Source organism: Neolewinella maritima (assembly GCF_923081025.1).
Lineage (GTDB): Bacteria > Bacteroidota > Bacteroidia > Chitinophagales > Saprospiraceae > Neolewinella > Neolewinella maritima.
The window spans coordinates 117,671-135,869 of sequence record NZ_CAKLPZ010000004.1; the positions used below are offsets into that span (position 1 = coordinate 117,671).

At 58.2% G+C, this 18,199-nt stretch carries 9 protein-coding genes; 3 read left to right on the top strand and 6 right to left on the bottom strand.

The window, feature by feature from the left end; all coding sequences use genetic code 11:
- Nucleotides 1-13 precede the first annotated feature (13 nt).
- The 4 genes from MJQ68_RS14715 to pgi form a co-directional block, all read right to left on the bottom strand.
- Nucleotides 14-3,574 (bottom strand): PKD domain-containing protein, encoded by a 3,561-nt coding sequence (locus tag MJQ68_RS14715; protein ID WP_238751895.1) that lies wholly within the window; start codon nt 3,572-3,574, stop codon nt 14-16.
- An 11-nt stretch (nt 3,575-3,585) separates the two neighbouring features.
- Entirely contained in the window at nt 3,586-4,767 is a 1,182-nt protein-coding gene (locus MJQ68_RS14720; RefSeq protein WP_238751896.1) for a type IX secretion system membrane protein PorP/SprF, read from the bottom strand.
- Nucleotides 4,768-4,869: 102 nt separating this feature from the next.
- Complete coding sequence (locus MJQ68_RS14725; protein ID WP_238751897.1) at nt 4,870-5,733, bottom strand: mechanosensitive ion channel family protein; 864 nt, start codon at nt 5,731-5,733, stop codon at nt 4,870-4,872.
- 3 nt (nt 5,734-5,736) lie between these two features.
- On the bottom strand, nt 5,737-7,392 hold the full coding sequence (gene pgi / locus MJQ68_RS14730; protein WP_238751898.1) for a glucose-6-phosphate isomerase: 1,656 nt from the start codon (nt 7,390-7,392) through the stop codon (nt 5,737-5,739).
- Between the two features lie 216 nt (nt 7,393-7,608).
- Between pgi and MJQ68_RS14735 the strand changes: the two genes are divergently transcribed.
- From MJQ68_RS14735 to katG, 3 genes are all read left to right on the top strand, one after another.
- Nucleotides 7,609-9,090, top strand: coding sequence for a fasciclin domain-containing protein (locus MJQ68_RS14735; RefSeq protein ID WP_238751899.1), 1,482 nt, complete (start codon nt 7,609-7,611; stop codon nt 9,088-9,090).
- Nucleotides 9,091-9,209: 119 nt separating this feature from the next.
- Complete coding sequence (locus MJQ68_RS14740; protein ID WP_238751900.1) at nt 9,210-12,074, top strand: WD40/YVTN/BNR-like repeat-containing protein; 2,865 nt, start codon at nt 9,210-9,212, stop codon at nt 12,072-12,074.
- 91 nt (nt 12,075-12,165) lie between these two features.
- On the top strand, nt 12,166-14,463 hold the full coding sequence (katG, locus tag MJQ68_RS14745; protein ID WP_238751901.1) for a catalase/peroxidase HPI: 2,298 nt from the start codon (nt 12,166-12,168) through the stop codon (nt 14,461-14,463).
- Nucleotides 14,464-14,570: 107 nt separating this feature from the next.
- Here katG and MJQ68_RS14750 read toward each other — a convergent pair whose 3' ends face one another.
- Nucleotides 14,571-15,740, bottom strand: coding sequence for a zinc-dependent alcohol dehydrogenase (locus tag MJQ68_RS14750; protein ID WP_238751902.1), 1,170 nt, complete (start codon nt 15,738-15,740; stop codon nt 14,571-14,573).
- A 72-nt stretch (nt 15,741-15,812) separates the two neighbouring features.
- The gene (gene tamL / locus MJQ68_RS14755; protein WP_238751903.1) at nt 15,813-18,197 is read right to left on the bottom strand and encodes a translocation and assembly module lipoprotein TamL; all 2,385 of its coding nucleotides are present in this window, start codon (nt 18,195-18,197) and stop codon (nt 15,813-15,815) included.
- Between the last annotated feature and the right edge of the window lie 2 nt (nt 18,198-18,199).

An 18,199-nucleotide genomic window follows, 5' to 3' on the forward strand; every position in this document is an offset into this window, starting at 1 on the left:
CCAAGATACCGACTTAGCGAATCACGGTGACCGTACCCAGCAGGTTATCCCGCCGTCCGTCAGTATAGGTAACCGTAGCCCGCCAGGTGTAACTACCCTGGGGGACTGGCGACTGCGATCTGGCATCCATACCATCCCAACGGCCCGTAGGAGTAGTTCCCGTTAGCTCATCCGTCAGGAATACCCGCTGACCCGCCGGACTGTAGACCTGTAACTGATACGCAGCCACGCCCAAGCCCTTTGCGCCCCACTGACGAACCTCAGCGACTCCGTTGTCGGGCGATACTGCCGTCGGAACGAAGAAGCGACCAAAGGACTCCGGACGCACTGGCAGCGTCAGGGTATCGCTGCAGGTCGTGCCGCCGGGGTACATATTGCTGGCCGTCAGAGTGACCGTATACGCCCGGTCATCGGGATATATATACAAGGGTGCTACCTCCGTCGTACTGCTGCTGTCACCAAAGGTCCAGAGGAACTGGGCAGCGTCGCTACTGTAGTTGCGGAACTGTACGTCGCCGAGTACGGTCGGGTCTAGGTCTACAATCGCATCAAAATCAGCGACGGGGGGTGTATCAACGGTGACATCCGGTACCGCTGTGGTAGTCGTGCAGCCATCCGCATCCCACACCGTGAGCACCGGCCGGTAGCGGCCCGCCGTGGTGTATTCGTGTACGGGTGCCGGTAGGCTGGATGGTGCGCTGCTGTCGCCGAAGGTCCACTGGTAGGTCAGATCGGCCGGTATGCTATCGTCAAGGCTGAACCGTGCAATGAAGGGTGTGCATCCCAGACTATCTACCACTACCGGAGTCACCACCGGGGCGGGCAGCACCTCGATCACCGCGCTATCTACCGCCATGCAGCCCCCTGCTTCGGTAGGACGGGCGACCAAGTGGACGACCGACTCACCCGGCTGGGTGAAACGGTAGGCGGGTGTACTGAGCGTGCTGGCTGTCCCATCGGGAAATGTCCACCGCAGAGCGTTGGTGGTATCTCCACTGGCGCGCAGCACGAGCGGTGCCGTAGCACATATGCGTTGCGGCGCGAGGATACTGAGATCGGGGGCCGGCAGCGCTTCTACATAGACCGTATCCGCGTCGGTCCCACAACCGCTTACCTGTAGCACGACGGCATACCTGCCGACTACGTCGAGTGTAAAATTAGGGGTGTCATCCGACGACACGGCAAGCTGCCGCCCGGTAGCATCGAGTAGGCTCCAGCGTAGGGGTGCGTCCGGCGTAGCACCACTCTGCAGGCTCGGCGTGAAGGGAGTACACCCCTGCCGATCGTTCAGTACAATAGCCGCTCGGATATCGGATGGCAGCACCTGCAGCTGTCGGCGGACAGTATCGGCACCGCAGGCATTGGCCGCGACCAGTTCAATATCGAAGAATGCGGTGCTGTCCGTAGGGTTGTAGTAGGTAGGCACCTCAGCCTGCTGCCCTACGGTAATGATACCGTTGCCGTAGTCCCACCGATACCTGCTACCACTGCCCAAAGAGGTATTAGTGAGCTGAGGGGAAAAGGGCCCGCAGCCGATACTGCGGTCGGGTGCAAAATTAGCCCGTGGAGGGGCCGTCACGTGTACAGTTTGCTGGCTGTTGGCGGCACCACACAGGTTACTGACCTCCTGCACGACCACCCACTGCGTATCCCTCCGGCTGGGCGGAAGGAGATATCCGGTAGTGGATCCAATCTGTGCGTTGTGGCCAATCCGGTAGGTGACCTGCGTGGCGTAGGTACTACGATCGTCCAGTGAAAGCAGGAAGGGGCTACAGCCTTCCAGACTATCCAGTGCGAAACCCGCGCGGGGCGGATTTACCACCCGCACGGACTGTTGACTGGTGTCCGTGCAGCCCTCTGTACTACGCACGGTTTGGGTTACCAGGTATGTACGGTTACCACGCTGGTAGGTGATAGTGGGGTCAGTTAGATCGCTCTGCTCGCCATTCCCGAAGTCGTAGTGATAGGTTCCCGGAGACCCGGCAGTGGTGATTGGAATGGTAGTGCCTACGCAGACTGAGTCCGGCAGATCGAAATCCGCTGACGGGCGTGGCGCATAGTGGATCGTACGGGTAGCTTGCTCCCTACAGGCTCCGGACTGCCCGACCGTATACGTATAGGTATATGACGTACCCGGCGTAAGCTGATTTAGATCGACCGTACGCCCCTGAAGTGCCGGCCCGGTAAACGTACCACCGCCGGGTGATGCCCCCTCCAGTTTGATGACGTCAGCCGTTCCCTGGCAAACGGTCCGGTCTGGTCCGGCCGTGAGTCCTTCCGGCGAGGCAATAATGGTCAGCGAGACCGTGGCCCTTTGCTCGCAAGTAGTCTCCTCCTGATAGCGGTAGGTGTAGTCGTACGTTCCAGCCTTCGCCCGACGAAGATCTACCGTGCCCGTAGTGGCATCGACGGCAGGGCCACTCCATACTCCCCCGGGTATACTGGCCTGCAGGGTGTAGTGTGCTGTAGAAAGACACTGTGGCTCCGGGACGGTAAGCTGTACGTCGGGCTGGTCTTCCAGCAGCAGCACCATACTGACCGTACGTGTACAATTACCCAGTGTATACGTCAAGCTAACGGGGTACACTCCGCTACCCGGTAGGTCAGCCACAGGGTTAAGTATGCCGGAAGGATTAGCGCGCCCATCGACGCTCCAGTGCAGGCTACCCGCCCGGGGACTGTAGCTCACGCCCGTGAGATCGAGTAGATTCAGCGCCCGGTCTACCGAGCAGACACGCACAGTGTCCGGTGCCGTGACGCGCGGTAACCGTTGCACAACCACGGTGGGTTGGGCGATGATAGTGCATCCCTGCGGAGATCGGTACCCATACGTCGGTCGGTAGGTGCCGGGCCTGACCGACGCCGGATCGAACAGTCCGGTACTTTCAACAATCCCACTGCCCGACCAGCTACCTCCGGTTTGACTTACTTGAATGCTAAATGCTGCCGCCTGCTCACAGACCACCGTATCCTGTGCGCTCAGTTCTTCACTTTGTACTACGGTGAGCGCCAATGTTTCGGAGTATGGACATACTCCGCTCACTACGGTGTACCGTACCCGCGCACTTCCCGAAGATACCGCGCCGGGATCGAAAACACCGCGGGTGGGGTCCGTAATACCGTCGCCGGACCACAGGCCGCCCGGTATGGATGCGGTGAGCATCACCGGGTCGCTTCCACTACAGTAGGGATCGGAAGCGGTCAGCCGGAGGTCTGCTTGCTGCTCGATGGTCACACTCACCCGTTTCTTCAGGGTTTTGCAGCTTGACGCAGCCTGCAGCGTGATCGTACCACTTTGGTCAAACGTATAGGTCCCGAAGTCTTCTCCACAGATTGTGTCCACCGTCGCTCCGGAAGCGAAGATCCAGCATACTTCATCGTAGTTCCCCCGCAGCGTATAGGCTAACGCTTCCGGAGTGAAGGTCAACTGATTGCAGGCTACGGGTGGCTTCCGAAGCGTAACCGAAAAGTTGCACGGGTTACTACTCTGCGCCCGGAGGAGTCCGGTAAGACTACCTACCGCCAGCAACACGGCAAAGAATGTCCTGTACGGACGGTAAGAAAGCTGTAGCATAGCGAGCGATTCTAGTTCCAGATATTGTCGTAGATCCGGTGACCGGAAGTGGAAAAGTTGTAGCAACTGATGCGTCCGGCACGCTGCTGCGTGAAGTCGTTCTCCCGGCCCATCGCCATGCAACTGACGCTGCGGGCAAAACTGAAGGTGGCCGTCAGTTCAAAGGGTGCCTGCACGTAATTCTTAAGACTGCCGTACTGAAACGACCAGCTCAGCCCCAGATCTAGCCGGGTGTAGTCATCGGGCAGTACCGAGCCGAAGACCGTGCGGACGCTCGTCCAGTTGGCCCCCTCGCCCTCCAGCTGGGCTAGATGGTGGTAGACACCGAGCTCTAAATGGCGATTCCACGACACGCCCGTACCGGCCTCTACGTACGACAATTGGTTCTGCCGCTGCACGATGAGTAGCGGATGCACCGACCAGTAGCGGCGGTTGCGCCGGGCCACTACGGCATTGGCCCGCGCACTCGCCACCCATCGCTCGCTTAGCGGCGCGTCGAGTCCAGAGAGCGAACTGGTCTGTCGGGCATCCTCGGTTACCAGCCCGCCCCAGTTGTGTACCGCCAGGCCGACGTCGTAGGTCAGGGGCCGGTCCGTCCGTTTGCCCGGCCGCTGCTTTATTCCTCCCTTGAGCGATACCCCCAAACTGGTCGAGGAGTACCAGGGGCTCTCGTTAGACTGAGTTGCCAGAAAGGCCGACTGTAACGGCCGCCCATCGGCACCCATATTACCGCCTACATTGGTGTACTGATCGAGAAAGGTGAGCCCGGCGTAGTCGATGCGGTGCTGTCCACGGGATAGTCCCAAACCGACACGCAGATTAGTAGCACGCAGGACGCTCCGCTTCAGGATCGGCACGGCTACCGCCAGGCGGCCACCGATCTCAGTGGTAGTGAGTCCTCCGGCGCCCTGCTCGTTCTGCTGCACAAATAGTCCGTAGTCGAAGAACATGCAGGGCAGGGCCTCTTCGTAGGTGAGGTACCGCCCCCGATAGGCATCCGGACCGGTACCTGAGTTGTCAGTGCCCCCCCACTGCGAGCGGACGCCGGCCGTCAGACGGGTCGCGCCGGTCTGCCCGGTGAAGGCGGGATTAAACGATGACTCATTGCCGTAGAACTGTTGGCGAACGGCATCCTGCGCTCGGATACCTACGCTGGCCCCCATCAAAAGGGCCCATACTACTAGTAACCTCATAGTTAAAATGACCTTACACTATACATGCATAAACATGCGTGTTCATGCGCAAGGGCAAAAGCCCTTACTGCAACAAACGGAGGAAGCGCCAAAATGGTACGTTCAGAACTTGTGAGAACTCACATAACTGAAGATCTCCCGTACTACCCGCCGCTTGATCTCGCGCTGCCGCGGCCGGTCCATACTTACTAATCTGAACTGAAACTTGAGCTCCATATAGTCCTTCTTCACCTCTACGATCTTCAGCAGGTAGGTGTCCGGCTCGATGTGGTCGGCGTAGTCGGTCAGGCAGGCCACCAGTTCCGCTTCCAGTACATCGATATTGGGGATGGCCTTGAGGTCCATTTCGAAGTCTACACTCATCAGCCGGATATCCCGCCGCGTATAGTTGATGATCTCATTCGAATAGACCTTACCGTTCGGCAGGATGACCACATCGTCATTGTCGTTCAGAATCTTCACCTTCAGCAGACCGATGTCTGCTACCCTCCCCTTGTAGGTATAGAACTTCACGTAGTCGCCCACCTCGAACACATCGGTGAAGCTGTAGTAGATGCCTACGATCAGGTCGTTCACGAAGTCCTTGGAAACGATCGCGATCGCCGCCGCTACGATACTCAGGGAGGTGAAGAGCGTGCGGAAGTCGATACCGATCAGCGAGAAGATGGTGAACACGACCACCGCGGCCAGCAGGAGCTTCCGGATATTCTCGACGCCGTAGACGAAGTTTTTCGCTCCACGGCGCTTGGCGTAGTTCTGCCGGCGGTACAGCCACTTGACGAAGCGGGTCAGTACGTTCAGCACCGCCACCGTCATGACGAAGTACAGTACCACCCGCCAGAATTCGGGCCGCCCGGTCTGTACCAGCAGCCGGTCGTCGAACTGGATCACGTAGAGTCCCGCACTCAGCACGAGTAATTCAAAGGTGGCCAGCGCCAGGCTACCTGCAGCGGAACGGTCTCTCATCGATTAGGCCCGCCAGCGTTTAAAGGTGTTGATCAGTCCGTTGGTAGAGCTATCGTGGCTACTTACGGCATCATCGCCCCGTAGCTCCGGCAGGATCGCCTTAGCCAGTTGCTTACCCAGTTCCACCCCCCACTGATCGAAGCTGTAGATGTTCCAGATCACCCCCTGCACGAAGATCTTGTGCTCGTATAGAGCGATGAGTTGCCCTAGGGTGTAGGGCGTAAGCTGCTTCACCAGGATACTGTTCGTGGGTTGATTGCCATCAAATACTTTGAAGGGGACCAGCTTCGCGATCTCGCTGTCGTCCATGCCGTCTGCCGCCAATTCATCCTGCACCTGCGCGGCGGTCTTTCCATTCATCAGGGCCTCCGTCTGCGCAAAGAAGTTGCTGAGCAGGATAGCGTGGTGGTCCCCCAGGGGGTTGTGCGAGATCGCGGGTGCGATGAAGTCACAGGGAATGATACGTGTGCCCTGGTGGATCAATTGGTAAAAGGCGTGCTGCCCGTTAGTACCCGGCTCGCCCCAGATGATGGGCCCGGTATCGTAATCCTCGATGGGGTTACCGTCCCGGTCGACGCTCTTGCCGTTGCTCTCCATATTGCCCTGCTGGAAATAGGCCGGAAAGCGGTGCATGTACTGGTCGTAGGGCAGTATCGCTTCGGTCTCCGCATCGAAGAAGTTGGTATACCACAGTCCGATCAGCGCCAGTTTCACCGGCAGGTTCTCGCTCAGCGGGGCGTGGCGGAAGTGCGTGTCCATATTATGCAGGCCGTCGAGTAGTTCGGCGAAGCGGTCGAAACCGACCGTTAGCGCGATGCTCATCCCGATACTCGAGGAGAGGCTGTACCGTCCGCCCACCCAATCCCAGAAGCCGAACATATTGTCCTCGGCAATACCGAAGTCCTTCACTCCTTCCGCATTCGTGGACAGTGCGATGAAGTGCTTGGCTACGTCCTCCTGATTTCCGCCGTGCTGCAGGAACCACTCGCGCGCGCTCCGGGCATTGGTCATGGTCTCCTGGGTGGTGAAGGTCTTGGACGCTACGAGGAACAGGGTGGTTTCTGGGTCTACGTTCTTCAGTACCTCCGCCAGGTGGGTTCCATCGATGTTGGATACGAAGTGTACCTCCCGTCCGTCGATCCAGTAGGGCTTCAGTGCTTCGGTCACCATGACGGGTCCCAGATCGGAGCCACCGATCCCAATATTGACCACCTGCGTGAGCGGCTTGCCCGAATAGCCCGTATGGCTACCGTCGTGGATCTTTTTAGCGAAGGTCTTCATCCGCTCGAGCACGGCGCGGACTTCGGGCATGACGTCCTGCCCGTCTACCAGCACTGCCTCGTCACCCCGATTGCGTAGTGCTACGTGGAGTACGGCACGGCCCTCCGTCCCGTTGATCGTTTCACCGGAGAACATCTGCTCGGTAGCTTGCTTCACTCCACAGTCTTCCGCCAGCTTGTAGAGCAGGTCGAGTGTTTCCTGGGAGAGTATATTCTTGGAATAGTCCAGCAGGATATCCTCATAGTGCTGCGAAAAGTGCTTGAAGCGGTCGGCATCCTGGGCAAACAGGTCCTTCATGTGCCGCTGCTGCATTTCGTGTGCGTGCAGTTCCAGCTCTTTCCAGGCTAGGGTGGTCGTGGGGTTCAGGCTAGAGAGCATACGCGGGGTGGGATTATACTTGAGTGTAGAAACGGGTACGGTTAAATGTACAGCGGGCAAGACAAAATGTGCGGCCCAATACCTATTGGAGGTGCCGCGACCGTAGCGGGACATACGGTACGCGAACATGATTGCTGCAGTGGTGTTATATAGGTACAATACTTACCGGGCTATTGCACGGCCCCTGCGTTTATTAACACAACCAAACCATCAACAATGAAATTTTCTCTCTACAGTCTCCTAGCCTGTCTGGCGGTGATGCTGCTTATGCCAGTATCCGTCTCCGCACAGGAAGATATGGAGCAAAAGACCATCGCTCAACTCGCTAGCGAGAACGGTGATCTAACCATTCTGGTCGCAGCGCTGAACGCCGCTGACCTGGCCGCTACCCTCGAAGGCGAAGGCCCCTTCACCGTATTCGCACCCACCGATGAGGCCTTCCGTGCCCTTCCCCAGGAAGTGTTCCAGGCGCTGCTTAAGGCAGAGAACCGTCAGGCACTGGTCGACATCCTTACCTACCACGTCGCCAATGGCGCCCTGGCTGCCAGTGACGTAACCGCCGCTATCGAAGGCGCCGAGAATGGCGAATTCATGGCCGGCACCATGAACGGCGACTTCACCGCCTCCCTCATGGACGGTACCGTGATGCTGACCGATGCTAAGGGCAACACGGCCAACGTTATTCAGGCCGACGTAATGGCCAGCAATGGCGTCATCCACGTCATCGATGCCGTTCTTCTTCCCGAAAACCTTGACGTAGACGCACTGCTTGCCCCCGCAATGGAGGATGCCGCTGCTATGACCGATGACACTATGGAAGCTGGCGAAGAAGCCGGTGAAGAAGTAGCCGAAGGTGCCGAAGAAATGGTAACGGAAGCTGCTGAGGAGACCGAAGAGGCCATGACCGAGGCCGGCAATGAAATGCAGGAAGCCGGACAGGAAGTTGTCGAAGAAACCGAAGAGGCTATGACCGAAGCTGGTCATGAAGTTCGCGAGGCAGGACAAGAGGTCGAGCAGGAAATGACCGAGACCGCCCAGGACGTGCGTCGCACCACCCAGGAAGTCGGCAGTGACGTCACCCAGATGAATCGCGAGATGGGCGAGAACATGGACGAGGTGGACAACACCCTGATGGACAGCACTGACATGGATATGGACATGGACGTAGATACCGATATGGACATGGACACCGACATGGAGCGCAGCGACATGGACAACGGTACGATGGGTAACACCACCCGCCGTAGCATGAGCCCCGACAACAACACGATTGTCGACGTAGCCGCTGCTAACACCGACTTCCGCACACTGGTTAACGCCGTAGAAACTGCTGAACTGGCCGACGTACTGGCTAGCGACGGTGAATTCACTGTATTTGCCCCCACTGAGGCTGCATTCGGCAAGCTGGAGTCTGGCACCGTAGAAGGTCTGGATAAGGAGCAACTGCAGGGTGTACTCACCTACCACGTAGTAGCATCGAAGATCTCTGCTGCTGATCTGATCAAAGCCATCGAAGCAAACAACGGTTACTTCCGCATCCAGACCATGGGTGGTGGTAGTCTGATCGCTTCCATGCAGGATGGCAACGTCATCCTCACCGATGGAAATGGCGGTGTAGCTACGGTGACCAGCACGGACGTAGAAGCCAGCAACGGTACCATCCACGTCATTGACACGGTCCTGATGCCCCGCATGTAATTTTACCGGACATTCATCAATGTCTTCATTTCGGGCCACTATCCTCACGGATAGTGGCCCGTTTCGTTGTGGCCCTTCCCGGCTTCGACTTACCTTAAGGCCCAGACCAAACCTCCACGATGCGCGCCATTCTACTCTGCCTTCTAGCCATACTTTGCACCTGCGGCCCCGCCCCTACCCTGTCAGCGCAGGACCGGATGAGTGCCTATACCCAGCGCACGCAATTGCAGGAACAGTCCCCCCTGAAGGGCCTGAACTTTACGAATATCGGTCCCAGTGTCATGAGCGGACGGGTAGCGGATATCGCGGTGGACCCCGACGAGCCGACCCATTTCTACGTAGCCTATGCTAGCGGAGGCCTCTGGGAAACCCAGGATAATGGCAACAGCTTCACCCCCCTGTTCGACGACCAGGCCGTGATGACTATCGGAGATATTGACGTACACTGGCCCTCCGGCACCATATATGTAGGCACGGGGGAAGTGAACAGCAGCCGTAGCTCGTACGCCGGTAACGGAGTATACAAAAGCGTGGATGGCGGTGAGAACTGGACTCATCTGGGGCTGAACGAAACCCACCACATCGGCCGTGTGATCGTAGACAGCAAGGACCAGAATACGCTCTGGGTAGCCGCATTGGGTCACTTGTACGGACCCAATCCGGAGCGCGGTGTGTACCGCTCTACGGACGGCGGCAAGAACTGGTCGCATACGCTACAGATCAACGACAGCACCGGGGTGGTAGACCTGATCCGCGATCCCCGCCGACCGCAGGAGTTGTTCGCAGCGGCCTGGCAGCGCGAGCGCAAAGCCTGGAATTTTCGGGAAAGCGGCCCCGGAACCGGCGTTTACCACAGTACCGATGGCGGCAAGACGTGGCAACTGCTCACTACTGAGCAAGGCGGCTTTCCCACCGGGGAGGGTGCCGGTCGCATCGGGCTGGCCGTGAGCTACGACCAGCGTGGCAAGCGCCACCTGTATGCCAGTATAGACAACTACTTCTTGCGTGAAGCAGAGGAGAACGACGACGAGAGCCTGACCAAAAATCAGCTCCGCGATATGCCGAAGGAAGACCTGCTGCGGCTGGAGAATTACCTGCTGGAAGACTTCCTGCGCACCAACGGCTTCCCCAAGGAGCTAGACGCAAAGACCGTCCGCAGCCGCGTAGAATCCGGGGATGTATCCCCCCTACAGCTGGTCGAGTACCTGGAAGACGCCAATGCCGAACTGTACGATACCGAGGTGAAGGGCTTCGAACTCTACCAGAGTACGGACGGCAAACGGTGGACGCGCACTCACGAAGAGTACATCGACAATGTCTATTCCAGCTATGGCTACTACTTCGGTCAGCTCGCCGTGCATCCCGAAGATCCGCAAACCGTCTATGCCATGGGGGTGCCCATCGTAAAGTCTACCGATGGTGGCAAGAGCTGGGCGGGTGCGAATGGCGATAACGTTCATGCTGACCACCACTACATGTGGATCAATCCCAAGAACCCCAATCACCTCATCAACGGTAACGACGGCGGCGTGAACATCAGCTACGACGGCGGCGCTCACTGGCTAAAGTGCAACGTGCCGCCGGTGGCTCAATTCTATGCCGTGGCCGCTGATAACCACCCGGACGGCTACCGGGTCTACGGCGGACTGCAGGACAACGGTACCTGGCGCGGACCCCACGACTACGCCTCGAGTACCCGGTGGCAGCAGAACGGTAAGTACCCCTACGATATGCTCTTTGGCGGCGACGGCATGCAGGTGCAGGTCGATCCCCGCGATAACGAGACGGTCTATGTAGGCTTTCAGTTCGGTAACTACTACCGCCTAAACCCAAAAGAGGAATCCCGTACCTACATCACCCCGAAGCACACCTTCGGCCAGCGGCCCTTCCGCTGGAACTGGCAGACGCCCATCCTACTCAGCGTTCACCAGCCCGATATTCTCTATATGGGCTCCAACCACTTCCACCGCAGTTTCAACCGGGGCGACGACTTCGAGACCCTCGGTGAGGATCTGACCGGCGGCGGCCGGCGGGGTGACGTGACCTACGGCACCCTCACCACTATTGCGGAAAGTCCGCTGCGCTTCGGTCTGCTGTATACGGGCAGTGACGACGGCCTTGTACACCGCAGCAGCGACGGCGGCCAGCAGTGGGAGCAGCTCTCTGGCTTCCCGGCCGACCTATGGGTGTCGCGCATCGAAGCCAGTCACCACGACGAGGCCACTGTCTACCTCTCCCTGAACGGCTACCGCGACGACGACTTTACGAGCTACGTCTACCGCAGCACCGACCGCGGCGGCACTTGGACGCCCATCGGCAGCGACCTCCCCGCTGAACCCGTCAACGTCATCAAGGAAGACCCCAGTAATGCCGCCTTACTCTATGTTGGTACCGATCACGGACTATATATGAGTATGGACACTGGAGCCACCTTCACGGCTGTCACTGACTTACCCGCAGTGGCCGTACACGACGTGGTAGTACAGCAGCAGGCCCACGACCTAATCGTGGGCACCCACGGCCGCAGTCTCTACCGTAGCCATGTAGGCCTGCTCCAGCAGGTAGCCGGCAAGGCCGAGCCGGGCCTCGTACTGGCGGACGTGCCGGAGCAGCGCTATTCCAGCCGCTACGGTAGTCAGAGCTGGTTTACTGACGATACCACGCCGGAGCTACACCTCCAGGCGTATCATCAGGGCGGGTCCGCCGGTGCAACACTTCAGGTGAAGGCAGCGGATAGCACCGTAGTATACCGGCGCGAGGTGGCGCTGACCGACGGCCTCAATACGCTGACGTACGATCTGAGTTTCGACGCCGATCAGGCCGGTAAGTTGGAAGAACTGGCGAATGCGGACCGCAAGGAAGATACCAAGCCCGTACGCATCAAAGAGGCGGACAATGGTGTATACTACCTACGCCCCGGAACGTACACCCTCCTCCTGGAAAGCGGTGATCAACGGGCGCAAACAGTCTTAGAAATTAAGTAGTAGTGGTCCGTTTCGGTCCGCACGCCTATACCGGTGTTCTACACTACCATTCGTGGGAGGTTCGCCCTTCTCCCTACTTACCAATACCCCTATGCAATCAATAGATAATCCCGAAGCTCTAGCCCAGTGTCCATTTCGCGGCACCCGCATCGGCGGCGCCATCGGCAGTGCCCCCACCACCGATGACTGGTGGCCCAACCGCCTACAGGTCGAACTGCTCCACCAAGAATCCCAGCGGGCCAATCCCCTCCGTGACGAAAGCTATTCGGAAGCCTTTAATAAACTGGACTACGCCCAGCTCAAGCAGGACGTGAAGGACGTGCTCGTCGACTCCAAAGACTGGTGGCCGGCTGACTACGGCAACTACGGTCCGCAGATGATCCGGATGGCCTGGCACTCAGCAGGTACCTACCGCATCGCCGACGGGCGCGGCGGTGCAGGGCAGGCGATGCAGCGCTTCGCACCCATCAACTCATGGTGGGATAACGGAAACACCGATAAATCTCGCCGGCTACTCTGGCCCATCAAACGCAAGTATGGCGCCAGCCTTTCCTGGGCCGACCTCATCGTTCTGGCCGGTACCGTAGCCCTGGAGATCATGAACTTCCCCACCACCGGCTTTGCCGGCGGGCGGCGCGATGCCTGGGAACCCGACCGCAGCACCTACTGGGGACCGGAATTTTGGAACGGCAAGCCCTTCGACGAGTCACAGGCAACTGGCGACCACAAAGGCCATCCCGAAGAGATGGTCAGCCCCAAACTGCGCTGGGTCGGCGGCCCCAAAGAGAACTACCACGACCTGGAGAACCCCCTGGCGGCCACCCACTCCAACCTCATCTACGTCAACCCCGAAGGCCCGGGCGGCAACGGTGACCCCATGGACTCGGCCCGCAACATCCGCGAATCCTTCGCCCGGATGGCTATGAACGACGAGGAGACCGTCGCCCTGGTCGCCGGAGGTCACGCCTTTGGTAAGAGCCACGGTATGGTACCGGCCGCGAAGATCGGCTACGCCCCCGAAGCCGCCGGTATCGAAGAAATGGGTCTCGGCTGGCACAATCCCGTAGGCTCCGGAAACGGCCCCGATACCATGACCAACGGTATTGAAGGCTCCTGGACACCTAACCCGACACAGTGGGATAATACCTACCTGATCAATTTGCTTCGCTTCGAATGGAAGAAAGTGGAAAGTCCGGCCGGTGCGGTGCAGTGGACGCCCGTCGACTCCAGTGCACCCAAGACCCCCGATGCCCACCGGGAAGGCGTGATGAACGACCTTATGATGATGACCTCCGACATTGCCCTAAAGGTCGATCCCGCCTACCGAAAGGTTTGCGAACACTTCCTGAACGACTTCGAGGCCTTCACCGTGGCATTCTCTAAGGCTTGGTACAAGCTCACCCATCGCGACATGGGTCCTAAGGATCGCTACCTAGGTCCCGAGGTGGCCCCCGAAGACTTCTTGTGGCAAGATCCCGTGCCCAAACTCGATCATCCAGTCGTAGATGCAGCCGATGTTGCTGATCTCAAGCGGCGCATTTTGGCCACTGGCCTGCCGGTATCGGCATTGATTTCCGCAGCCTGGTCTGCCGCGAGCATCTACCGCGATTCCGACAAGCGCGGAGGTGCCAACGGTGGCCGCATTGGTCTCGAGCCACAAAATAAGTGGGAGCTCAATCGCCCGGCCGAGCTAGACCGGGTACTCACCACTTACTGGGGCATGCGCGATGAGTTTAACGCTGCGCAGTCTGACGGTAAGAAGGTCTCACTGGCGGACCTCGTAGTGCTGGGTGGTTGCGCGGCCGTGGAGCAGGCCGCCGCGGATGCCGGTACCGAGATCACGGTACCCTTCACCCCGGGCCGAATGGACACGACGGCTGAACTGACCGATGCCGAAAGCTTCGATTGGCTGAAGCCCGTGTCCGACGGTTTTAAGAACTACCACAACGACCAGGTCGGCTACCGCGTGCAACCGGAACGCATCTTTCTGGACCGCGCACAGCTGCTCACCCTGAGCGTACCGGAGTGGACCGTACTGACCGGAGGCCTCCGCGTACTCGAACAGAACTGGGATTACTCCAAGCACGGAGTATTCACCGACCGGCCGGGACAATTGACCAACGACTTCTTTCGCGTGCTCACAAGTATGGACTACGAGTGGAAACCTGCCGACCAAGGCAAAACGGTCTTTAACCTAAACGATCGGGCCACCGGGGTAACCAAGTACACGGCTACCCGCTGCGACCTCATCTTCGGGTCTAACGCCCAACTGCGCAATGTAGCCGAGGTATACGCCGCCGACGATGGTCAGCAGCGCTTTATCAAAGATTTTGTCGCAGCCTGGAATAAGGTCATGATGCTCGACCGGTACGATATTAAGGACGCCTAAGCGGAGTCCTACCTCCCGCTTATTACGCAGAAGGGGCCGATACTACACGGTAGTATCGGCCCCTATTCGGTATCTCCTATGTGAGTCGGGTAAAGCGTGAGTACTACTTAGGGCTTTAGTACCACCTTGATACAGCCGTCCTCCTTATCGCGGAACTTCTTGTACATCTCCGGCGCATTTTCCAGCGGCTCGGTGTGGGTGATCATAAAGCTGAGGTCGATCTCTCCCTTGTTGACCTTTTCCAGGAGGGGTTCCAGGTAGCGCTGTACGTGCGTCTGCCCCATCTTGAAGGTCAGTCCCTTGTTCATGGCTGCGCCCATTGGGATGGTAGCGGTAGATCCGTAGACGCCCGGGATCGACAGTGTCCCCCCCTTACGGCACGACATGATGGCCTGTTGTAGTACGTAGGGGTGATCGGTCTGAAGGTGTGCCGTTTGCTTGAGGGTATCGGCGGCTGCGGCTACCATGTTTGAAGCATGTGATTCCGCGCCTACGGCGTCGATGCAGCGATCCGGACCGCGGCCACCGGTCATTTCCTTGAGTTTTTCGAGTACATCGTCTTTGGAGAAGTCGATGGTCTCGACCTTACAGTGCTCGCGGGCCATTTGTAGCCGCTCCGGTACCTGATCGATGGCGATCACTCGTCCGGCACCCATCATCCAGGCGCTCTTCATGGTGAAAAGTCCGACGGGTCCGCAACCCCAAATGGCGACGGTATCGCCGGCTACGATCTGCGCCTGTTCGGCGGCCATGTAGCCGGTGGGGAAAATATCGGAAAGGAATAATACTTTCTCGTCCGGCAGATCGGATTCGATCTTGATGGTACCCAGATCGGCGTAGGGTACGCGCAGAAACTCGGCCTGTCCGCCTGGGATACCGCCGAGCAGGTGACTGTATCCATATACGGCGGCTGGTGAGTGCCCCATCTGCGCCTCGGCGTTCTCCGGCTTTGGATTGGAGTTGTCGCACATCGAGTAGAGCGTCTGCTCGCAGAACCAGCAGTGGCCGCAGCTGATCGTAAAGGAGACCACCACGCGGTCTCCCTTCTTGATGTTCTTGACGGCGGAGCCTACTTCCTCGACGATACCCATCGGCTCATGACCGATAATATCGCCGGCCTTCATCATCGCGATGTAGCCGTCAAAGAGGTGGAGGTCGGACCCACAGATAGCGGTCGAGGTGACGCGAATGATGGCGTCGGTGGGCTTTTCAATTCTGGGGTCGGGGTGGGTGTCGACGCGTACGTCTCCCTGACCGTGGTAGGTTAATGCTCTCATACGTATGGTTTTATACAGTACGGCGGAGCGCTACTTGGGTTCGTACGTGTGCAGTGTTATACAGTCTGCCCCCTAAAAAGGATAGCCGAACGCAATCACCAGTCGGATGGAATCATCCACCGGGTCCCCTACGAATTTCTGGGGAATGGCAAAATCAGCGACGGTTTCCTCGTACGGAATTTGGAATGGCTTAGCCAGATCCAGGCGGAAGATCAGAAAGGTCAGGTCAAAGCGGAAGCCGATGCCTGCATTCATTGCGAGCTGATCGATGAACTCACTTTGCCGAAAGTCCGTGTCGAGTGGTTCCAGTTCCGTCTTGTAAGTCCACAGGTTACCGGCATCTATGAAGGCCGCCAGTTCGATGATCGGGGTGACCTTCTGGCGCAGCTCAATACTGGACTCCAGCATGAGGTTGCCATAGCCTCCCAGCGTCAGTAAGTTATTGTTTACCGGCGCGGTACGCCCGGGTCCAAGTTGCCTTGGTGCAAACCCCCGCAGGCTGTTCGGTCCGCCAATGCTGTAGAGGTCGAAATAGGGTACGATGACTCGCTCTGACAGCGGGAAGGCGATTCCCCCGTGTATGCGGCTAGCCAGGGTGAGCCCACTATTGACCTTCCAGTAGTAGCGTAGATCGGTTTCCAATTGTGGATACAGGCTTCGCACCGTTTCGGCGTCCTCCAGACCGGGACCGATGGGGAACACGTTGTTGACGTTCATCGACAGGTACTGCTGCCAGAAGAAGTTGTGGTTGTCCTCACCGTCCAGCCGGGTGTCGTAGGTAAGGGTGTAGTTGGGAGAGAAGACAACCATGCGATCGAAGCGACTGGTCTGCGCCTCGCCATCCCCCCCCGCACTCACGCCAAGACTTCGCGCGATCTCCAGTACTTCGTCATTACTGATGACGGGGTTTTGGATACGTACGGAGAAGGGGTTGAGCAGGTGGATCTTCTTGACGCGCCGCTGCCAGGTGTAGCCGTACTGCGCCCGTATCTGTAGCAAACTTACCCGTTCGCTCGCTTCGGGGTCCGCTTCCAGTGTGGCGGCCAGATCAGTCAGACTCTGGAGGGCAATCTCCTGCTCGAACTTGCTCAGGGTAAGTGAGAGGCTTTCGAGTTTAGCACCCAGACTGATCACCGTACCGCTGGTCATCAGCCGGGGAATCAACTTACGCCGTGCGGGCAACCACAGACGGGGTACGTTCAGGGTAGCGGTAAGCCCGTAGATGCCGGAAGTGGGTACCCGAATTTGCTCGCTGTTGCCCAGAAAGACGGCGTAGCTGAAGTCTCCTTCGAGTTGGAAGAGTTCTGCACCTCGCAGCAGATTCCGGTTGGTGTATGCTAACCGAACATTGGGCCCTACGTACTGGGCACTATTGTAGGTCAGGCCGATCTCCCCCTCGATGCGCCGCCTCAGCAGCGGATCCATATATGCATTGAGGATCAGCGTAGAGTCCGATCCGGGCACCTGCTCGTAATCCAGACTGATGTAGCGAAAGGTGTTATAGCTGGCCAGCCGCCGTAGCGTCTTCCGGTGGCGTTCCGGATCGTACAGATCGCCGGCTTCCATAGCGAATGCCTCGTCGATGATACTGGGCCGTAGTGGACAGTCCGCACAGCGGATGTTCAGCCCACCTTCTTCGATCTGGGGTAGCTGTTCCAGATTAGACGTATCCGATACGTCGAAGCGGGGGTACACGTTGATCTCCCTGATTCGCTGTGGGATCAAATGCTCTTTGGGTACGTCCGTTTTCAGCTTCGCCAGCAGCTCAACGTCGTGGTCACCGGTGACGGTGTCGGCTAAGAAGAGGAAGTCATCATCGTCCGCATAAAAGTAGCCGTTGTTCTTGAGGGCCTGCTGCCAGCGATAGCGCTCCGCCTTAATGGCATCCAGATCGTAGCGGTCTCCCGGCTCGATAACTGAGGCGGGCTTGATGGGATCGATGATGTGCGCCACGGCTGTATCTCGCCAGAAATAGGTTATCGAGTCAACCGTATACGGGGTACCTACCGCCACGGTGTATGCTGCCTTTATTGCGGGGGGATCCTGTAGGGTATCCAGGGTATAGCTAGCTTCGTTGTTGAAGTAGCCATTGTTGCTGGCCGTATTTTCCAGTAGATTATTTACAGACTCCACTACCGTCTCGTCAAAGAAAATAGGCTTTTCACCCTTGATCTCATCGGGATCGTCCAGGTACTTATACGGCTTGTTGCGCTTCTTTTCCTCAAACTTGTAGTAGCGCCAGATATTCCGATAGCCGATAAGGGGGATCTTAGAATTGGTGGTCTGATTGAGTTTACCCAGCAGCTCGATTTCTAGCTGTTCGGTATCGACACTATCGGCCGCCTCTATGTCCAATGCACTACCCAGGTAGAGGTACTCGTCTTCCGGCAAGTGCTGGGTGATGCTACACCCCATACTCGATACGACCAGCCACACGAATAAAAGTCGTACGCTCATGC

Excerpts from the sequence above, each read along its gene's own strand:
- MJQ68_RS14735 (WP_238751899.1), top strand. The coding sequence starts at position 7,609 with ATGAAATTTTCTCTCTACAGTCTCCTAGCCTGTCTGGCGGTGATGCTG.
- MJQ68_RS14715 (WP_238751895.1), bottom strand. The coding sequence starts at position 3,574 with ATGCTACAGCTTTCTTACCGTCCGTACAGGACATTCTTTGCCGTGTTG.
- MJQ68_RS14725 (WP_238751897.1), bottom strand. The coding sequence starts at position 5,733 with ATGAGAGACCGTTCCGCTGCAGGTAGCCTGGCGCTGGCCACCTTTGAA.
- tamL (WP_238751903.1), bottom strand. The coding sequence starts at position 18,197 with ATGAGCGTACGACTTTTATTCGTGTGGCTGGTCGTATCGAGTATGGGG.
- pgi (WP_238751898.1), bottom strand. The coding sequence starts at position 7,392 with ATGCTCTCTAGCCTGAACCCCACGACCACCCTAGCCTGGAAAGAGCTG.
- katG (WP_238751901.1), top strand. The coding sequence starts at position 12,166 with ATGCAATCAATAGATAATCCCGAAGCTCTAGCCCAGTGTCCATTTCGC.
- MJQ68_RS14720 (WP_238751896.1), bottom strand. The coding sequence starts at position 4,767 with ATGAGGTTACTAGTAGTATGGGCCCTTTTGATGGGGGCCAGCGTAGGT.
- MJQ68_RS14740 (WP_238751900.1), top strand. The coding sequence starts at position 9,210 with ATGCGCGCCATTCTACTCTGCCTTCTAGCCATACTTTGCACCTGCGGC.
- MJQ68_RS14750 (WP_238751902.1), bottom strand. The coding sequence starts at position 15,740 with ATGAGAGCATTAACCTACCACGGTCAGGGAGACGTACGCGTCGACACC.